This is a genomic window from Geodermatophilus ruber, from assembly GCF_900114385.1.
GTDB lineage: Bacteria > Actinomycetota > Actinomycetes > Mycobacteriales > Geodermatophilaceae > Geodermatophilus > Geodermatophilus ruber.
Map to the genome: position 1 here is coordinate 23962 of NZ_FOSW01000015.1, position 17382 is coordinate 41343.

At 76.2% G+C, this 17382-nt stretch carries 18 protein-coding genes; 10 read left to right on the plus strand and 8 right to left on the minus strand.

The window, feature by feature from the left end:
- Position 1: 1 nt before the first annotated feature.
- Positions 2 to 1384, plus strand: coding sequence for a WS/DGAT/MGAT family O-acyltransferase (locus BMZ50_RS19730; protein WP_091328662.1), 1383 nt, complete (start codon positions 2 to 4; stop codon positions 1382 to 1384).
- A 72-nt stretch (positions 1385 to 1456) separates the two neighbouring features.
- Positions 1457 to 1969 (plus strand): DUF6912 family protein, encoded by a 513-nt coding sequence (locus BMZ50_RS19735; protein WP_091328664.1) that lies wholly within the window; start codon positions 1457 to 1459, stop codon positions 1967 to 1969.
- A 22-nt stretch (positions 1970 to 1991) separates the two neighbouring features.
- Here BMZ50_RS19735 and BMZ50_RS19740 read toward each other — a convergent pair whose 3' ends face one another.
- Positions 1992 to 6257, minus strand: coding sequence for an FtsK/SpoIIIE domain-containing protein (locus BMZ50_RS19740; RefSeq protein ID WP_091328666.1), 4266 nt, complete (start codon positions 6255 to 6257; stop codon positions 1992 to 1994).
- Positions 6258 to 6406: 149 nt separating this feature from the next.
- Between BMZ50_RS19740 and BMZ50_RS19745 the strand changes: the two genes are divergently transcribed.
- On the plus strand, positions 6407 to 6703 hold the full coding sequence (locus BMZ50_RS19745) for a WXG100 family type VII secretion target (RefSeq protein ID WP_091328668.1): 297 nt from the start codon (positions 6407 to 6409) through the stop codon (positions 6701 to 6703).
- Between the two features lie 110 nt (positions 6704 to 6813).
- Here BMZ50_RS19745 and BMZ50_RS19750 read toward each other — a convergent pair whose 3' ends face one another.
- Positions 6814 to 7752, minus strand: a complete 939-nt coding sequence (locus BMZ50_RS19750; protein WP_245753753.1) for an HTTM domain-containing protein — start codon at positions 7750 to 7752, stop codon at positions 6814 to 6816.
- Entirely contained in the window at positions 7749 to 8237 is a 489-nt protein-coding gene (locus BMZ50_RS19755) for a hypothetical protein (protein ID WP_245753754.1), read from the minus strand. Before BMZ50_RS19755 ends, BMZ50_RS19750 begins: the two co-directional genes overlap by 4 nt.
- A gap of 140 nt (positions 8238 to 8377) precedes the next feature.
- Here BMZ50_RS19755 and BMZ50_RS19760 point away from each other — a divergent pair, with 140 nt between their 5' ends.
- On the plus strand, positions 8378 to 8887 hold the full coding sequence (locus BMZ50_RS19760; RefSeq protein ID WP_091328672.1) for a MaoC family dehydratase: 510 nt from the start codon (positions 8378 to 8380) through the stop codon (positions 8885 to 8887).
- A 28-nt stretch (positions 8888 to 8915) separates the two neighbouring features.
- Here the strand turns inward: BMZ50_RS19760 and BMZ50_RS19765 are convergent, their stop codons facing one another.
- On the minus strand, positions 8916 to 9350 hold the full coding sequence (locus BMZ50_RS19765; protein ID WP_091328674.1) for an NUDIX domain-containing protein: 435 nt from the start codon (positions 9348 to 9350) through the stop codon (positions 8916 to 8918).
- A gap of 80 nt (positions 9351 to 9430) precedes the next feature.
- Here BMZ50_RS19765 and BMZ50_RS19770 point away from each other — a divergent pair, with 80 nt between their 5' ends.
- The 5 genes from BMZ50_RS19770 to BMZ50_RS19785 all read left to right on the plus strand — a co-directional run bounded on the left by BMZ50_RS19770 (position 9431) and on the right by BMZ50_RS19785 (position 12792).
- Positions 9431 to 10054, plus strand: coding sequence for a DUF6758 family protein (locus BMZ50_RS19770; RefSeq protein WP_091328676.1), 624 nt, complete (start codon positions 9431 to 9433; stop codon positions 10052 to 10054).
- A gap of 130 nt (positions 10055 to 10184) precedes the next feature.
- Entirely contained in the window at positions 10185 to 10346 is a 162-nt protein-coding gene (locus BMZ50_RS24385; protein WP_177212900.1) for a hypothetical protein, read from the plus strand.
- A gap of 7 nt (positions 10347 to 10353) precedes the next feature.
- A complete protein-coding gene (locus tag BMZ50_RS19775; protein ID WP_091328678.1) occupies positions 10354 to 11040 on the plus strand; it encodes a PH domain-containing protein in 687 nt (228 codons plus the stop codon).
- Complete coding sequence (locus tag BMZ50_RS19780; protein ID WP_091328680.1) at positions 11040 to 11924, plus strand: PHP domain-containing protein; 885 nt, start codon at positions 11040 to 11042, stop codon at positions 11922 to 11924. The genes BMZ50_RS19775 and BMZ50_RS19780 overlap by 1 nt, the downstream gene beginning before the upstream one ends.
- Before the next feature lie 10 nt (positions 11925 to 11934).
- Positions 11935 to 12792 (plus strand): RecB family exonuclease, encoded by an 858-nt coding sequence (locus BMZ50_RS19785; RefSeq protein WP_245753755.1) that lies wholly within the window; start codon positions 11935 to 11937, stop codon positions 12790 to 12792.
- A gap of 9 nt (positions 12793 to 12801) precedes the next feature.
- On the opposite strand, the gene BMZ50_RS19790 is transcribed toward BMZ50_RS19785, so the two are convergent.
- Positions 12802 to 13434, minus strand: a complete 633-nt coding sequence (locus tag BMZ50_RS19790; protein WP_091328681.1) for a LysE/ArgO family amino acid transporter — start codon at positions 13432 to 13434, stop codon at positions 12802 to 12804.
- Positions 13435 to 13504: 70 nt separating this feature from the next.
- Between BMZ50_RS19790 and BMZ50_RS19795 the strand changes: the two genes are divergently transcribed.
- Complete coding sequence (locus BMZ50_RS19795; RefSeq protein ID WP_091328683.1) at positions 13505 to 14398, plus strand: LysR family transcriptional regulator ArgP; 894 nt, start codon at positions 13505 to 13507, stop codon at positions 14396 to 14398.
- On the opposite strand, the gene BMZ50_RS19800 is transcribed toward BMZ50_RS19795, so the two are convergent.
- The 3 genes from BMZ50_RS19800 to BMZ50_RS19810 are packed head-to-tail and all read right to left on the minus strand — an operon-like array spanning position 14388 to position 17371.
- Entirely contained in the window at positions 14388 to 15245 is an 858-nt protein-coding gene (locus BMZ50_RS19800; protein WP_091328685.1) for an oxygenase MpaB family protein, read from the minus strand. The two genes, BMZ50_RS19795 and BMZ50_RS19800, sit on opposite strands and share 11 nt — an antisense overlap.
- Positions 15242 to 16216: an alpha/beta fold hydrolase gene (locus BMZ50_RS19805; RefSeq protein WP_245753756.1), complete on the minus strand. Its 975-nt coding sequence runs from the start codon at positions 16214 to 16216 to the stop codon at positions 15242 to 15244. Before BMZ50_RS19805 ends, BMZ50_RS19800 begins: the two co-directional genes overlap by 4 nt.
- An 18-nt stretch (positions 16217 to 16234) precedes the next feature.
- On the minus strand, positions 16235 to 17371 hold the full coding sequence (locus BMZ50_RS19810) for an outer membrane protein assembly factor BamB family protein (RefSeq protein WP_245753757.1): 1137 nt from the start codon (positions 17369 to 17371) through the stop codon (positions 16235 to 16237).
- Positions 17372 to 17382: the final 11 nt, after the last annotated feature.

Consider the following 17382-nt stretch of genomic DNA (forward strand, 5'->3'; position numbering starts at 1 on the left):
GATGGCGGAACGCCTGACGACCTTGGACGCGTCGTTCCTCTACCTGGAGAAGCCGGACAACCCGATGCACGTGGCGGGTGTCCTCGTGCTGGAACCGCCGCCCGGTGGGCTGGATGCCCTCGCCGCGCTGGTGGAGGCCCGACTGCCGCTGGTGCCGCGGTACCGGCAGCGGGTCCTGGCGGTTCCGGGGCACCTCGCCAACCCGGTGTGGGCCGACGATCCCGACTTCGACGTCGAGTACCACGTGCGCCGGTCGGCCCTGCCGCGGCCGGGCGCCGAGGCGCAGCTGCTGGAGCTGGTCTCCCGGATCACCTCGCGGCCGCTGGACCGGACCCGTCCGCTGTGGGAGGTGTACCTGGTGGAGGGGCTCGCCGACGGCCGGGTCGCGGTGATCACCAAGACGCATCCGGCGCTGGTCGACGGGCTCGGCGCGGTCGACATCGGCGAGGTCCTGCTCGACCCCTCCCCGGATGCTCCGGCCCCTCAGCGGGAGGAGTGGCGGCCCCGGCGTCTGCCCAGCGGGCTGCGGTTGGTGCGGGAGGCGGTCGGGGAGTACGTGCAGCGCCCGTCGGTCGCCGTGGAGACCGCCCGGCACGCGGTCACCGACCTGCGGTCGACCGGCGCGCGACTGACGCACGCAGCCGGTGGCGTCGTCCGGGCCACCCGCTCGGCGCTCGTCCCGGCTCCGCACAGCCCGCTGAACAGCACCAGCGGCAGCCAGCGCCGGGTCGCCGTGGCCCGGGCCGAGCTCGATGCCGTCAAGCGGGTGCGCAAGGCTCACGGCGGCACGGTCAACGACGTCCTCCTCACGGTGGTCGCCGGTGCCGTGCGCGACTGGCTGCTGTCGCGCGGGCAGGCGGTGCTGGGGTCGACGTCGGTGCGCGCCCTGGTGCCCGTCTCGGTCCAGGGCGAGGAGGAAGCGGCGCCCGGGAGCCGGGTGTCGAGCTACCTGGTCGACCTCCCCGTCGGCGAGCCCAACCCGCGGGTCCGGCTGGCGCGGTTGAGCTACGCGATGCGCGGGGTCACTCACCACGGCCGGTCGGTGGGCGCCGAGACGCTCATCGCGCTCACCGGGTTCGCCCCGCCGACACTGCACACCCTCGGTGCCCGCGCCGCCCGCGGCCTCTCGCGGCGGATGTCCAACCTGGTGATCACCAACGTGCCGGGTCCGCAGATGCCGCTGTACGCGGCGGGCAGCCGCATGCTCGAGGTGTTCCCGGTCATCCCGCTGGCCCCGGGGCAGGGCCTGTCCGTGGGGATCACCAGCTACGACGGGCAGGTGTACTTCGGTCTCAACGCCGACCGGGACAGCGTCGGGGACGTGGACGTGCTGGCCGATCTCATCGAGCAGGAGATCGACGTGCTGGTCGAGACCGCCGGCTGAGCCCGGGCCGGCGGGTGCCTCCGGGCGCCGGGATACCGTCGGCCTGTCCACCTGCGAAGAGGAGCCAGCCCGGTGCGTGTCTATGTGCCTGCGACGACGGCCGTGCTGCGGACCCTCGTGGACGAGGGTCGCCTGGCCGGGCCGCTCACCGCCTTCGCCGTCACCCCCCGGTTGCGCGAGTTCTACGCGGCCAGTGACGCGGAGGCCGACAGCGAGGAACTGGAGTACGCCGCCCTGCTCGGCGCGGCGCGGGCGAGCCTGCGGCTGATCGACGTGGACCCGACCGCCGCCCGGCGCCGCGTGGTGGTGGCCGCCGACGTGCCCGACTCCGCCGTCGCCGAGGTCGACGACCCGGACGCCGATCACGGCGCCGTCCGGGTGACCGGGGACATCGAGCTGCGGGACGTCGCCAGCGCACACATCGACGGTGCCGACGCCGAGGACGACGTGCGCTCCGCGGTCAATGTCGTGCTCGAGGCGGACCTGGGCAGCGACGACGCGCAGTTCGTGGTGGATCAGGCCGAGGGGCACGAGCTCGCCTGGTACGCCACCCAGGAGATCGGCACGGTCCTCGAGCTGCTCTGACTGTGAGCATGGCCGGGCCGGCTCATCGGACCGGTGCCGCCGATCGGTCGCCCTGCGGGGCCGGGGTGGCCTGCCGGCGGGCGACCTGCACCCGCTGCGGCACGCCGCCGGTGACCAGCCATCCCGAGCCCGGACGGGTCGGCACCGGCGTCCGGGGCAACCGGATACCGAGCAGGTCCGCGTCCACCGGCCCGGGGCAGAGCAGTAGTCCGCTGCGGCGTCGCCGGAGTGCGCTGACCGGTCCGCGGTAGGCGCCGGCCAGCTCGGCCGCCGTTCCCGCGACCAGGAACAGCAGGTCGTCCGGGGGCTCTCCGGCGCTGCCTGCGGTGAGGACCGGCGACTCGGTGAGGGCGCCGTGGTCGTCGGCGACGACCACGGCCGGTCCGCCGGCGCGCGCAGCGAGCCACGCCTGCCAGCCGACGACGTCGGCGCCGGTCAGCCAGGTGGTGGCCGACGCGTCGTCTCCGGCTGCAGGCGGGGGCAGGCTCCGGACCAGCCGGCACACCGGGACCCCCAGGGCCGCCAGGTGCCGGGCGAAGGACCCGAGGGCGGTGCTGCGGCCGCTGCCCGGCGGGCCGACGACCAGCAGCCCTCCCGCGCGGGACAGGTCGACCTCCAGCACCGATCCGTCGTCGCCCCCCGGGCCCAGCGGCAGGTGCAGCGCCCGGCTCGGGAGCGAGGAGCGGGGCGTGGACCGGGGCAGGGGGAGCGCGGGATCGGGCGGCAGCTCGGGGATGGTCAGGGGCCGGGCACGGCCCACCGTGCCCTCGAGGGGAGACGAGACGGCGGTCAGCGGGCGAGGTAGCGCGAGCTGGCACTCCCGGGCATGCTCGCCCACCAGCGCACGGCCGGGCGGGCGGTGGCCGGGTACCAGGCCCGCCGGGACGCCCGCGATGGCGTAGTCGGCGCGGTCGGGGAGCGGCAGCACCAGCCGCCGGTCGACCGCGTTCGCCAACCGCCCACCCGGAACCGCGCGGTCGGCGGTGAGCAGGCAGGTCAGCCCGGCTGCCGCACCCTCGCGAACCAGCCGCAGCAGGGCTGCCGAGCCGCGGCCGGGGTCGACCTCGTCGAGCTGGGTGCACAGCGCCTCCACGCCGTCGACGAGCAGGAGCAGGGACGGTGGGCGGTCCGTCCTCGTCCCCGCGCGCCGGGCGGTCACTTCCTGCGCCAACCGGTCCAGCAGGCGCACCGTCCGGAGCGGGTCGTCGCTCCCGACGACGGTGCCGGTGTGCGGCAGCGGGGCAGCTGCGGTCGCCAGCGCGCCCCCTCCGTGGTCGAGGACGTGCACGTGCAGCCGGTCGGGCGGGACCGCGGTCACGGCCTCGGCCAGCGCCGTGCGCAGGAACGTCGTCCGGCCGCTGCGGGCCCCGCCGACGGCTAGCCAGCCGCCGCCGCGCGCCAGGTCCAGTGCCAGCGGCTCCTGGCTCTGGGTGTCGGGCCGGTCCAGCAGCCCGAGCGTCAGGCGCCCTCCCGCATCAGCGCGTCCCCCCGCCTCCGGGCCGGGTGGGGTCGCCCGGGCCAGATCCTCCGCCCGGATGCGGTCCGGCAGCGCGGGGCGCCAGGGCCGGTGCGGTCGCGGGATGCGCTCCTCCTCGGCGCGCCGGGCGAGGGCGGCCGTGAGCCGGGCGAGGTCCGTGGTGCCGGGGCGAGGGGGCGTCGACGAGGCCGGCTCCGGGGGGTGCGGCCAGCGCCAGGGGCGGACCTGCGGGGCCCGCTCGCGCTCGACCGGCGGGCTGCCGGCCACCCGGGCGACCTGCAGCGGCACCGGGCCGCCGCTGCCGGCACGCAGGTAGGCCCGCCCGGGGACGTCGGTCGGGAGGAACGCCGCGTGCGGGGTGCCCAGCACGTCCCGCGAGTCGGCTTCGTCCGTGGTGCGCAGGCAGATGCGCAGCGTGCAGTTGGCTCTGATCTCGGGGGAGACGACGCCGCTGGGTCGTTGCGTGGCGAGGACCAGGTGCACGCCGAGCGAGCGGCCCCGCTGGGCGATGCCGACCAGGCCGGACACGAACGAGGGCAGCTCTTCGGTCAGCCCGGCGAACTCGTCCACGACGATGACCAGCCGGGCGAGCTCGACCGTGTCGGGCAGTGCGCCGAGGTCCGGGGCCCCGTGCGCGGCGAGCAACGCCTCCCGCCGGGTGAGCTCGGCGGTCAGGGAGCGCAGCGCACGGGCGGTCGTGGCCCCGTCCAGGTCGGTCAGCAGCCCGACGGTGTGGGGGAGCCCGGCTGCCTCGGCGAACGCGGCACCGCCCTTGTAGTCGACGAGGAGGAACGAGCAGCGGTCCGGCGGGTGGCGGAGCGCGAGGCCGGCGATCAGCGTCTGCAGCAGCTCGGACTTGCCGGCGCCGGTCGTGCCGGCCACCAGCGCGTGCGGGCCGTGCCGGACCAGGTCGATCTCCGCGGTGCCGTCGGTGGTGCGGCCCAGCGTCGCGACGAGGGAGGTGCGGGACCGCGACCAGGCGCCGGCCGCGGTGCCGTCGGGCCCGATGTGCGTGCCTGACGCCGGCAGCTCGAGCAGGCGCACGCGCCGCGGCAGCGCCGCGCCGACGACTTCCGGGGTGAGGGCCGCCAGGTCCCGGGCGAGGCTGTCGGCGACCCGCGCCGGCAGCCGGTCGACCACGATGTCGGGCTGGTCGGCGGCCCCCGCCCGGGTCAGGGTGGCGGTGCCACCCGTCTCGCCCGCCAGGGTCAGCACGGCGTCGACCGCAACCGGCAGCCGCTCGGGTGAGGCGCCCGGCGCGAGGGCGATCACGCCCGCCGGGCGGGCCTCCCGCAGTGCTGCGAGCAGCCGTGGGTCTTCCGGTCCGTCGACCACGACGACCAGCCAGCCCGGACCGCCGTCCTGGCCCGGATGCCGTTCTCCGGTCGTCCTTCGTGCCGCCAGCAGCGCCCGCAGCCGGGCGAGCGCGGCCTCCGACGACGCTGCCGCGTCCGGGGCGACGGGAAGGGGGTGCACGTTGCCCGGGGCCACGTGCGGGAGCCAGCGGAGCCACGCCCAGTCGGGCAGTCGTTCGGCGGTCGTGACCAGCACCAGATCGACGTCACCGGGCGCGTGCAGGGCCGTCAGCTGCGCGACGACGCCGGCGAGGACCCCCACCGCCAGGGAGCGGGGACCCGTGACCCCGAGCCCACCGGTCGCGGCCAGCTCCACCGCGACCGGGAGGTGGTCGGCCGGTTCCCGGGCCCGCCCCCCGTCGGCCGCCACGCGAGTCACGCTCGACACGCCGGGACCCGTGCCGACGCGGACGGCGAGCACGTCGGCATCCCCCCGGCGCCGCTGCCAGACGGCGACCGACCGACGCCGTGCCGCGGTTCCGACCGCGGCCAGGTCGGGAGACGCCGCCTCCCTCGCGCGGACGTCGGCGCGGACCGCGTCGGTCACGCGCGTCTGGGCCTCGCGCAGCGCGGCGGCGTGCTCGGCGGCGGTGCGCCGGCCGGTGCGCCGTCCCGACCACCGGTCGGAGAGCCAGGTGCCCACGGCGACCACCGGGCTCAGCAGTGCGAAGAACAGGAAGTGCGGGGAGCCCAGGAGCCAGGCCATGGTCACCCCGGCGACCGCGGGCAGGGCCACCGCGACCCAGGCGAGCCGCCGGCGCGGTGGCGGAGCCGGGGCCGCGGGGAACCGGACCTCGACCTCCGTGCGCCCGGCCACCATGCGGGGTGGCGGTCGCAACGAGAGACGACCACCCGGTGCCGGCCGGGCCACCGCGCTGATCCCCGCGGGGCCGCTGGTGGCCAGGGCACTGGTGCCCAGCCGCAGCACCGCGCCGGCCGGCCACTCCCGGGGGATGGTGCCGAGCTCGGCACCGTCGAGTCGGCTGCCGTTGGTGGAGCCCAGATCGCGGACGGTGATACCGCCGGCCCCGACCTCGACGAGCGCGTGCCGGCGCGAGACATCCGGATCGTCCAGTTCGACGTCGGCCTCCGCGCCGCGCCCGATCACGTGCCGGCCCGTGCCCAGCGGCAGGACGGTGCCCGCGTCCGGGCCGCCGAGGACGTGGAGCTCCAGTGCGCTCGCCCCGTCCGCGCGGCGGCGCGGTGCCGGCCGGCCCCATCCCAGGACCGCGCCGTGCGCCAGCGCCGGATCGTCCAGCCGCATCTCGCCGGAGAGCCGGGTGGATCCCGACCACAGGTCGGTGGCGGCGCTCCCCAGCGCGGTGGCGAGGACCGGGAGCACCGAGCCCAGGGTGGCGTCGTCCCGCGCCGCCACCTCCACGTCGACGGTGCGGGGGGCGGTGACGACGGTCCAGCAGCGGCGAGGGTGCGGAACGGCTCCGGAGCGGGGATGCACGGGCCGACCCTGCGGGTCCGCTCGGGGCGCCGGGGCCCGCGGGCGGGATCTGTGGACGGACGGCCCCGTTGTGGACACACGTACGACGTGCTGCGGCCGGCACCCTAGCGTTCGCCGCGACCGGGAAGGACCCGGTCGGAGGAGGACCCGTGAAGGTCGACATCGCCACCCTGCAGTCCATGGCCGACCGGTGCCGTGCCGAGGCGGCCGACACCGCGGCACGGCAGGCCACCCTGTCGAGCAGCGTCAACGCCTCGGTGCTCGAGAGCTGGACCGACAGCCAGGCCGCCGTGCAGTTCACCGAGCTCTACGAGCAGTGGCGGCTGAGTGCGCAGGGGGTCAGCGACGCGCTCACCGGCATGGGCGGACTGCTCAGCGGCGTGGCCGTGTCCTACCAGCAGCACGAGGCGGACGTGGCGGCGCGGATCAGCGCGAGCTTCCGCTGAGCGGGCACCGGTCTGGTGGTTCGAGGAGCGGGTGGGGGCGTAGCGCAGGAGGACGTCGGAGGACGACGCCATCGCCGCGCGTGGCGGCAGGCGCGGGGCCGTGCCGCTGGTCAGTCCGGCGACGCGGCGCCGGCGGGTTGCGCGGCGTTCCCCGGCCGCCGGCCCGGCCGGTTCCGCAGCCGGCGGGCCGCGCCGGGCACCCGCTCCCACGGCACGATCGACAGGATCGCCACGCAGTGCGGCAGGAAGATGATCGACACGCCGGCGAAGACCATCACGTGGAAGCCGAGCAGGAACACCACGAGGGCGATGCGTGCGCGGGCCGACCAGACCAGCAGCATCAGCGGTGCCGCGAACTCCAGGGCCAGCATCGCCCACTGCGCGGCGGCCAGCAGGCCCGGCACCTCGAGGGTCCAGTCCGAGAACACGGTGCCGCGGCGCACGATCGCGCGGGTCAGCGTCGAGCCGGTGGCCCAGTCCCAGCCGCCGAAGCGGATCTTCGCCCAGGCGGCGAGGAAGTAGGTCAGCATGACGGTGACCAGCACCACCGCCATGGCCCAGCCGGCGGCCTCCGACGAGCGCCGGTCCCGCCAGCGCGCCCGCCCGATCGTCGGCAGCACCGCGAGCGCGACGAGATAGGCGATCCGGTCGTGATCCACCTTCCCGTAGCTCATCGCGATGACCATCCACTCGAAGTAGAGGAGGAACACCGCGGTGCCGAGCAGGCGGGGCGCCCGCCCGGTGGCCGCCGCCAGCGCGGCGAGTACCAGGGCCCACTGGACGACGTGCACCACCGTGGCGGTCGGGGTGGGCAGCGGCAGCAGTTGCCCGATGGTCAGCGGCTGGTAGTACTCGGTCGGGACGGCGGCGTGCGCCCGCACCCAGGCCGTCGTCAGGAAGACGTCGACGGGGACGAACAGGTAGGCGATCGTCCGGAAGACCGCGATGCGCGCCAGCGGGACGGGCCGGAACCACCAGCCGTGCCGGCGGGCAGACGGTGCACCGGCCACGTCGGTCGCCGGCGCACCGGAGGACGGCGTGCCGCTCACGGGGTCGTTCCCAGATCCTGCTGGACGAGGACGCTGTCGGTGACCTCGCCGGTGCGTCGCCCGTCCTCCAGCTGGTAGCGGCGCTGCACCACCCGCACCTCCACCAGGCCTTCGGCGCCGGGGTGGCGCTCGGCGTAGGCCTCGGCGAGCAGTGCCAGCAGCTGCGGTTCCTCCACCAGCCTGGGCAGCTGCCCCTCGAACTCGGCGCGGCGCAACCCGACCTCGCCGCCGGAGAGCCGGACCTCCTCGCCGACGGCGGTCAGGCCCACGACACGGGTCGACACCACCGGCGCGTCGGGATCGGCGCGCGTCGCGTACATCCGGAACGGGCCGAACGGGAACTCCGAGTCGTTGCCCCAGACCGTGCCGCCGAGGAGCAGGGCCAGCACGACCGCGGAGGCGGCCAGCCGGATCCGGCGGGCGGTGGAGGAGAGCGTCAGGACACCGGGCTCCTCGGTGTCATGTGCTGGAGGAGCCGGGACCACCGGGGCATCGTAGGATCGGCGCCCGTCCAGATGGGTCACCGACGCCGCGTGGTGGGCAACTGGCCTGCCGCGTCGTCCGTGGGCCCGTGCTCGTGGTCGTCCGTGTCCCGTCGTCAGCGTCGACATCGGGGAGCGCGCACATGCAGTTCGGTCGGTACTACGAGGAGTTCGAGGTCGGGGCCGTCTACAAGCACTGGCCCGGCAAGACCGTCACCGAGTACGACGACCACCTGTTCTGCCTCATCACGATGAACCATCACCCGCTGCACCTGGACACCCACTACGCGGCGGAGACCACCGACTTCGGCAAGAACGTCGTCGTCGGCAACTACATCTACTCGCTGCTGCTCGGCATGAGCGTGCCGGACGTCTCCGGCAAGGCCATCGCCAACCTGGAGATCGAGTCGCTGCGGCATGTGGCGCCGACCTTCCACGGCGACACCATCTACGGCGAGACCACCGTCCTGGACAAGACCGAGTCCAAGTCGAAGGACGACCGGGGCGTCGTGCACGTGGAGACCATCGGCTACAAGCAGGACGGCACCGTCGTCTGCATCTTCCGGCGCAAGGTGATGGTGCCCAAGCGCTCCTACGGCGAGGCCCGCGGCGGGGAGCAGCCCGGTCGCCCGGAGCCCGCGCCGCGCAGCTGACACCGGCGGGGCGCGCGGCCGGCCGTGCTCACCCCGGCAGCACGCCCCAGCCCCGCAGCGTCTCCAGCAGCCGCGGCGTGCAGGTCAGGCGCGCCAGCTCGGCCGCGTCGGCGAAGACGACCGCGTCGGCGTCGTCCCCGGCCACCGGCTCGGCGCCGGGATCCAGCAGGGTGCAGGTGAAGTCGACGACGTCGTAGACCACGCCCGCGCCCGGGATCCACACGCGGCCCACCGAGGCACCGGCCCGCACCGCCAGGCCGGTCTCCTCCCGGACCTCCCGCTCGACCGCCGCGGTCAGTGCCTCGCCCGGCTCCACCCGGCCGCCCGGCACCGACCACAGCCCCCGGCTCGGCTCGTGCGCACGGCGGATCAGCAGCAGCCGGCCCTGGGCGTCGTGCACCACGGCCCCGACGCAGGCGACCACCGGAGGGTGCCGGTCGGCGGCGGCCGGATCGGGTGCCATGCCGGGCACGCTACGCAGGGGCGCACCGTGCCGCGTCCAGCGCTTGACGAACCCCGCCGGTCACAGGACGGTGATCCCCGATGACTGCCACCACGGTCTGCCCCCGCTGCGGCGAGCGGCTGGTCGTCCGGCCCGGGAACTCGGGCCAGGCCTGGTGCCACGTGCACGGCGCGGTGACGCCGCTGCACCACACGCTGCTGGTCGCCCACGACGCCATCGCGGCGGTGACCGCGGATGCCCGCGTGCCGGCCTGGGTGCCGGACCCGATGCCGTTGGGCTGGTCGGTGACCGGCCTGGCCTGGGGCGGCGAGCCGGGCGCCCGCGCGATCGTCGTCGACTGCGCCGGGCCGGCTCCGCTGGGGGGCTCGGCCGAGCTGGTGCTCGTCGCCGAGGAGCCGGGCACCGGCGTGGGCTGCGGGTACGCGGGCCTGCCCGGCCTGGATCCCGGGGACGTCATCAGCGGCCCGTCCTCGACCGAGGTGGAGGCCGCCGGCCAGCATGCGCCGCTGTGGGCGGTCCCCACCTCCCGCGACCGGGCCGCGTTCGTGGGGGAGGCCTACGGCGTGTGGTTGTGGCTGGTCATGTGGCCCATGTCGGCGGCCTGGCTGCTGGCCGAGCAGCTGGAACTGCTCGATCTGCGCGAGCGGCTCTACCCCGACCTTCCGCTGGGCCCCCCCAGCGAGCACCTGCTGCCCGGACGGTGACCGCCGGGACCGGATCGGTCCGTAACGCAGCGGCGTGTCCGCGGAGGACGACCCTGGGACGTGTGTTACCCATGGTGCTCGCCGTGCGGGTGACCCGTCCGCACGCCTACCGACACGCACCGCGGAGGTGATGGTGAACCTGAAGAAGGTGCTCACCTGGCTGGTCGTCGCCTTCGTCGTCTTCTACGTGATCCAGGCTCCGGAGAGCTCCGCGGAGATCGTCCGCAACGCCGGTCAGGCCCTGGGCGACGCCGCATCCTCGCTGGCGAACTTCGTCGGGTCGCTCATCTAGCGGCGGCGTGACGACCCCGACCGGCGCCCGGCCGGCGCCCGGCCGCCGGCCGCGGTGGAGCAAGGACGCCGACAAGTACCTGCTCGCGCACGAGCACCCGCCGGTGGTCGCCACCCGCCGGCACTGGGCGGTGCTCATCGGGCCCGCCCTGAAGTCGCTCCCCGTCCTGGTGGGCGGCGGCGGGCTGCTGCTGCTCGACCCCGACAACCGGGTCCTGGCCACGGTCGGGTTCCTGCTGGTCGCCGGCGCGCTGGTCCACCTGGGCGTGCGGGCCGGCGAGTGGTGGATGCGGCACTTCATCGTGACCAACCGCCGGGTGCTGCTGACCAGTGGCATCGTCGTCCGGACGGTCGCCCTGCTGCCGCTGCGCCGGATCACCGACCTCACGTACAAGGAGACGCTGCTCGGGCAGCTCCTGGGCTACGGCACCTTCCGCTTCGAGTCGGCCGGTCAGCAGCAGGCCCTGTCGGAGATCACCTACCTGCCGCAGGCGGATCTGCTGTACCGGCGGGTCAGCGGCCTGCTGTTCGGCCCGGACGGCGCCGACGCGGGGGACGACGAGGGCACCCCCGAGCCTTCCCGCGCGGCCCCATCCGCCGGACGCCGGGACACCGAGCCGATCCCGCCGCTGCCCGCGCGGCGGCCCGGGGCCCGACGGGTGGCCGGGCGGCGGGTGCGGGAGGCTGGACGCTGATGCGGATCGACCTCCACACCCACTCGTCGGTCTCCGACGGCACCGAGACCCCGGCCGAGCTCCTGGCGACGGCGCGGGCGGCGGGACTGGACGTCGTCGCGCTCACCGACCACGACACGACGGCCGGCTGGGCCGCCGCCGAGCGGGCCCGGCCCGCCGGGCTCACCGTGATCCCCGGCATGGAGCTGTCCTGCCGGTGGTTGCCCGACGACGCGCCGCCGATCAGCGTGCACCTGCTGGCCTACCTGTTCGACCCCGAACACCCGCAGTTCGCCGCCGAGCGGGCCCGGTTGCGCGCCGAGCGCCTCGGCCGGGGCGAGCGCATCGCCCTGAGCCTCGCGGAGGCGGGCTATCCCGTGGTCTGGGAGGAGATCGTCGCCCGGTCCGGCGGTGGGGTCGTGGGCCGCCCGCACGTGGCGCGCGCCCTCGTCGAGGCCGGCGTGGTCGACTCGGTCGACCACGCCTTCGCCACGCTCCTGCACCACCGCAGCCCCCACTACGTGGCCAAGGCCGACACCGACGTGCTCGCCGGCATCGCCCTGGTCCGGGCGGCCGGCGGTGTCCCGGTGTTCGCGCACGGGCTGGCCACCCGGCGCGGCCGCGTCGTCGGTGACGAGGCGATCGCGGCCATGACCGAGGCCGGGCTGCTCGGCCTCGAGGTGGACCACCCCGACCACGACGAGCAGGAGCGCGCGCACCTGCGCGGCCTGGCGCGCGACCTCGGCCTGCTCGTCACCGGCTCCAGCGACTACCACGGCACCAACAAGACGACGCCGATCGGCGCCTGCACCACCGCGCCGGACCAGCTCGCGGAGCTGCTGGCCCGCGGCACCGGCAGCGCGCCCTTCCAGGACCGTCCCGATGCCGTCAGCGCCGCCGGATAGCGTGGCCGGCATGGCCCCCCGCCAGCAGGATGCCCAGCTGGACCTGCCCGGCATGCCGCGGCGGCTGTTCGCCGCCACGCCCAGCAAGCTGGCCACCTTCGCCGACTGTCCGCGCCGGTACCGGTACGCCTACGTCGACCGGCCGGCGCCACCCCGGGGGCCGGCCTGGGCGCACAACTCCGTCGGGGCCGCGGTGCACGCCGCGCTGCGCTCGTGGTGGGAGCTGCCGGTCGGCCGGCGCACGCCGGGGGCCGCCCGGCAGCTGCTCTACTCGCACTGGTCGACGGCCGGGTTCCGCGACGCCGAGCAGGCCGACCGCTGGCGCGCCCGGGCCGCCGGCTGGATCACCGACTACGTGGCCGGCCTCGACCCCACCGACGAGCCGGTCGGCACGGAGCGCCAGGTGGCCGCCACCACCGAGCGGCTGGCGCTGTCGGGCCGGATCGACCGCATCGACCAGCGCGGCGACGAGCTGGTGATCGTCGACTACAAGACCGGCCGCGCGGTCAGCACCGACGACGAGGCCCGCGGCTCACCCGCGCTGGCCGCCTACGTGCTCGGCGTGCGCCGGACGCTGCGACGGCCGTGCAGCCGGGTGGAGCTGCACCACCTGCCCAGCGGCACCGTCGCCGCGTTCGAGCACACCGAGCGGTCGCTGGCCAACCACGTCCGCCGGGCCGAGGACGTCGCCGCGGACATCGGTGCCGCCACCGCCGCGCGGGACGCCGGGGAGGACCCGGACGTCGCCTTCCCGGCCGCACCGGGCCGCCAGTGCGGCTGGTGCGACTTCCGGCCCAGCTGCCCGACCGGGCAGGCGGCCACGCCGCCGCGGGAGACCTGGAGCTTCCTCGCCGAGGACGACGGCTGACCCGGGCGGTCAGCCGCCGGTGAGCCCGCGGACGGCGAGCGAGACGCCGAGCGCGGCCATGACGGCGGCGATCCCGCCGTCGAGCACCCGCCAGGCCGCCGGCCGGGCGAACACCGGGCGCAGCAGGCGCGCGCCATAGCCCAGCCCGGTGAACCAGGCGACGCTGGCCGCCCCGGCCCCGGCGGCGAACTCCCAGCGGTGCGCACCGTAGGTCGAGGCCATCGAGCCGAGCAGCACCACGGTGTCGAGGTAGACGTGCGGGTTGAGCCAGGTCAACGCCAGGCAGGTGCCGACGGTCGCCGCGAGCCCGGCCCGGACGCCGCCGGCCTCCGGCAGCAGTGCGCCCGGCCGCAGCGCCCGGCGGGCGGCGAGCAGGCCGTAGCCGAGCAGGAACGCCGCCCCGGCGATGCACACGACCGGGATCAGCAGCGGCACCCGCCCCAGCGCTGCTCCCGCGCCGAGCACGCCGGCCGCGATCAGTGCCAGGTCGGACAGGGCGCAGACCGCCACCACGGCGGTCACGTGCTCCACGCGCAGCCCCTGTCGCAGCACGAACGCGTTCTGCGCACCGATCGCGACGATCAGGCCCAGCCCCAGCGCCACCCCGGAGGCGGCGGCCAGCAGGGCGGGGGCGTCGGGCACGGTCTCGACGGTAGGAAGCGGCGCACCAACGGTCCAGCTCAAGTTTCGAACCGATCATTAGCATTTCTGCATGGAGCTGGACCTGGGTCAGTTGCGGGCGCTGGACGCCACCGTGCGCGAGGGCACCCTCGAGGCGGCGGCCCGCGCGCTGCGCGTCACCCCGTCGGCGATCAGCCAGCGGCTGCGCGGGCTGGAGATCGCCACCGGCCGGGTGCTGCTCGTGCGGACCAGGCCGGTGCAGGTCACCGAGTCCGGGCAGGCGGTGCTGCGGTTGGCCCGCCAGGTCGAGCTGCTCAGCGCCGACGCCGCCCGCGAGCTCGGTGGTGCCGGGTCCGCCGAGGGGCGGCCGAGCCTGCCGATCGCGGTCAACGCCGACTCGCTGGCCACCTGGGTGCTACCCGCGCTCGCCCCGCTGTCGGCCGAGTTCTGCTTCGACCTGCACCGGGAGGACCAGGAGCACACCAGCGCCCTGCTGCGCGCGGGCACCGTCATGGCGGCGGTCACCGCGGAGGCCGACCCGGTCCCCGGGTGCACGTCCACCCGGCTGGGTGCGATGCGCTACCGGCCGATGGCCGCGCCCGGGTTCGCCGCCCGGTGGCTGCCCGACGGGCCGACGGCCGAGGCGCTGGCGCGCGCGCCGGTCGTGGTGTTCGACCGCAAGGACGACCTGCAGCACGACTATCTGCGTCGCCGGGGCATCCCGCCGGGGGAGCCGCCGATGCACTACGTGCCCGCGTCCGCGGACTACCTCACCGCCGTCGCCCTCGGTCTCGGCTGGGGCATGCTGCCCGACCAGCAGGTCCGCGGGCGGGAGGGCGACCTCGCCGTCATCGATCCGGCCGGCGACGTCGACGTCGTCCTGCACTGGCAGCAGTGGCGGCTGCGATCGGCCTCGCTCGACCGCGTCCGCGCGGTGGTCCTGGCGGCCGCCGGCCGCGAGCTGGACCAGCCGGTCACGCGCTGAGCCCGGCCGCCACCCGCTCGTACCCCGCCCGGACGATGGGGGAGCGGCGGGCCCGGTGCGGGAGCGCGAGGATCGCCTGCCGGAACGCCCGGAGCCCCGCCGTCGCGGCGACGTCGGTCAGCGCGAGGCCCGGCATCGCATACATCCGCCGGGCCCAGCCCGGCAGGGTCGCGAACGCCAGCACCGCCAGCGTCCCCCAGGCCGGCTGGGCCGGGGTGAGGAAGCGGACCCAGGCCGGCATCGGGGGCACCAGCACGAGCCGGCAGGCGTTCCGGGCCGCGGGCGTCACCACGAGCGAGGGCCGCATGCCCTCGAGGTACGCCGCGAGCTCGGCGGCGGTCCGCGGGACGTCGTCCTCGGTGCACCCGACGAGCACCGCCGCGATCACCTGCTCGGCCACGTAGCGGTCGGCGTCGACGTCGCCCGCCAGCACCCCGGCCCGCCGGGCGACGTCGAGCAGCGAGTCCACCTCGCAGCAGTGCACCCACAGCAGCAGGTCCGGGTCGTCCACCCGGTAGGCGCGCCCGCCCCGCGGCTCGACCCCGACCAGCCGCCGGTGGAGGCCGCGCACCCGCCGCACCGCCCGCATCGCCTCCCGCCGGCTGCCGAACGTCAGGGTGTCGACGTAGGCGGCGGTGCGGGCCAGCCGCGGCCAGGGATCGGTGCGGAACCCCGCCGAGAACGTCGCGACGCCGTCCATCGCGACCGGGTGCAGCGCCTGCAGCAGCAGCGCCCGGAGCCCACCGACGGAGAACACCGGGTCGGCGTGCACCCGCCACGTGACGCTGTCGGGACCGAAGAAGCCGAGGAGGTCCTCCTCCGGCGTCCAGTCCCGCCGGGAGGTCATGTCCGGGCCGAGGCGTGCCGGCCGTCGTCGGAGCCCAGCGCCACCGACGACCAGAACGCCAGGAGGATCTCCAGCGTGCGGGCCGGGTTCTCGATCGCGGGGGAGTGGATCGCCCCGGCGATGACCTCGTAGCGGGCACCCAGCCGCTGCGCCATCTCGGCCTGCGCGGCCGGCGTCCAGGCGTCGTCGGCGGCGCCGTGCGCCACCAGCACGGGCACGCCGGTGGCGGCCAGCTCGGCGACCCGGTCGGGCTCGGCGGTCATCGCATCGGCCATCCCGCGCAGCCCCGCCGCGCTGTTGGCCAGGAACCGGCGGGACAGGAAGGCCCGGGTGGGGGCCGGCACCTCCTGTCCACTGGGGTCGGTCATGGCCAGCCGCTCGAGCGTCTCGTGCACCAGGGGCACCCCGCCGGCGTCGAGCAGGGGTGCCAGGTGGTCCAGCAGCTCCACGCGCGGCCCGACCAGCCGCGAGGGACCCGAGCCGAGCAGGGTCAGCGAGGTGAACAGCGCCGGCTCGGCCAGGACCGCGGCACGGCTGACCAGCCCGCCGAAGCTGTGCCCGACCAGGTGCAGGCCGCCGGAGGGGCCGGCGCCCAGCTGCCGGGCGACGGTGACCAGGTCGGCGCCGAGCTCGGCGACCGTGTAGCGGCCCGGGTCCTCGGGCCCGGGCGACTCGAACTGGCCCCGCTGGTCGAGGGCGACGACGCGGTAGCCGGCCCGGGACAGCGGCCGGAGCAGCGGCGCGAAGTCCTCCTTGCTGCCGGTGTACCCGGCGACCAGCAGGACGGTGCCGCGCGCGCCGTCGCCCCCGGTGTCCAGGGCGGTGAGGGGGCCGGCGCCGCCGGCGAAGGTGCGGTGGCCGGCCTCGTGGTCGGCGAGCTGCCGCAGGTCGTCCGGCGCGATGGAGAGGGGGACGCGGGTGTCGGGGCCGCCGGGCATGACCATGCCCACAGTGAACCTCGACCCGCGCATCCGTGTCCTCCTCGGGGTTCAGCGGTAGGCGAGCACCCGGCCGGGCGGCTGCAGGACGACGGCGGGGCCCACCACCCGGGCCAGTCCGCCGGAGGGGAGATCCGGTGCGGACCAGCGGTCGAGCTCCGCGCCGGTCGCCAGGTCGCGCAGCACGAACCCGCCGCCCTCGGGCACCGGCACGGGCGAGCGGTCGGGCAGCGTCTTGGCGCCGGCCGCGGGCAGGCCGCGCGCCGGGACCGCCCAGCGCACAGTGCCGGTGGCCTGGTCGACGGCGGACAGGGTGCCGTCGGCCAGGACGAGGGTGGTGTCCCCGAGGGCGGTCGTGCGCACGGTGGCCGCCGGCGGCAGCGAGCCCAGTGGCGCGCCGTCGGCAGCGGCGAGGAACTGCACCCCGTCGGCCCCGGCGACGGTGACCACGCCGTCGACCCCGGCCAGCGTCGCCGACCGGTCGGCCACGTCGCGGGTCCAGACCGGCCGGCCCTCGAAGCCGTCGAAGAGCCGCAGCTGCAGGGCGGCCGCGCCGGCGCAGCGCTGCAGGACGACGACGCCGGCGCGCCCCACTCCGGAATCGAGGAGCGAGCAACCCTCCCCGGTGGGCTGGCGCCAGCGGATGTTGTCACCGACCGGGTCCAGCGTGACCACCCCGGTGGGGCCGGTGGCCAGCACGATGCCGTCGGTGCTGGCCAGGGTCATGTCGGTGCGGAAGTTGACGTTGCGCGTCCAGGACCGCATCCCGGTCGCCGCGGAGAGGGCGACCGCCTCGTCGCAGCGGTCGGCGGTCCGGAACACGGCCACCACCAGGCCGCCGACGACGGTGGCGTCGCAGAGACGGGCGTTGGTCCGGATGTAGCGCCAGGCCTCGGCGCCGGTGAGCGCGTCGACGGTGCGCACGCCGCGCTCCTCGACCAGCACCACGCGACCGTCGTGCACGGTGTCGCGGGGAGCGGCGTCCGGGGTGCTGGTGGAGTCCGCGGTCCACGCCGCGGAGACGGCGCCGGCCGGTGTCCCCGCGGGGACACCGGCCGGCGCTGCGGTGGTGCTCTCGGTGGCCGCCGCGTCCGAGCCCCGCCACAGCAGGGCGGCGACGACGACCAGCACGAGGGTGGCCGCCGTCCAGACCCACACCCGCAGCGGCGGACGGCGCAGGCGCAGCACGGCGGCCGGGC

What these genes read in the sequence shown, in the direction of transcription:
- BMZ50_RS19730 (WP_091328662.1), top strand. Translation starts at nt 2, where the DNA reads ATGGCGGAACGCCTGACGACCTTGGACGCGTCGTTCCTCTACCTGGAG.
- BMZ50_RS19760 (WP_091328672.1), top strand. Translation starts at nt 8,378, where the DNA reads ATGCAGTTCGGTCGGTACTACGAGGAGTTCGAGGTCGGGGCCGTCTAC.
- BMZ50_RS19765 (WP_091328674.1), bottom strand. Translation starts at nt 9,350, where the DNA reads ATGGCACCCGATCCGGCCGCCGCCGACCGGCACCCTCCGGTGGTCGCC.
- BMZ50_RS19770 (WP_091328676.1), top strand. Translation starts at nt 9,431, where the DNA reads ATGACTGCCACCACGGTCTGCCCCCGCTGCGGCGAGCGGCTGGTCGTC.
- BMZ50_RS24385 (WP_177212900.1), top strand. Translation starts at nt 10,185, where the DNA reads ATGGTGAACCTGAAGAAGGTGCTCACCTGGCTGGTCGTCGCCTTCGTC.
- BMZ50_RS19780 (WP_091328680.1), top strand. Translation starts at nt 11,040, where the DNA reads ATGCGGATCGACCTCCACACCCACTCGTCGGTCTCCGACGGCACCGAG.
- BMZ50_RS19785 (WP_245753755.1), top strand. Translation starts at nt 11,935, where the DNA reads ATGGCCCCCCGCCAGCAGGATGCCCAGCTGGACCTGCCCGGCATGCCG.
- BMZ50_RS19795 (WP_091328683.1), top strand. Translation starts at nt 13,505, where the DNA reads ATGGAGCTGGACCTGGGTCAGTTGCGGGCGCTGGACGCCACCGTGCGC.
- BMZ50_RS19800 (WP_091328685.1), bottom strand. Translation starts at nt 15,245, where the DNA reads ATGACCTCCCGGCGGGACTGGACGCCGGAGGAGGACCTCCTCGGCTTC.
- BMZ50_RS19805 (WP_245753756.1), bottom strand. Translation starts at nt 16,216, where the DNA reads ATGCGCGGGTCGAGGTTCACTGTGGGCATGGTCATGCCCGGCGGCCCC.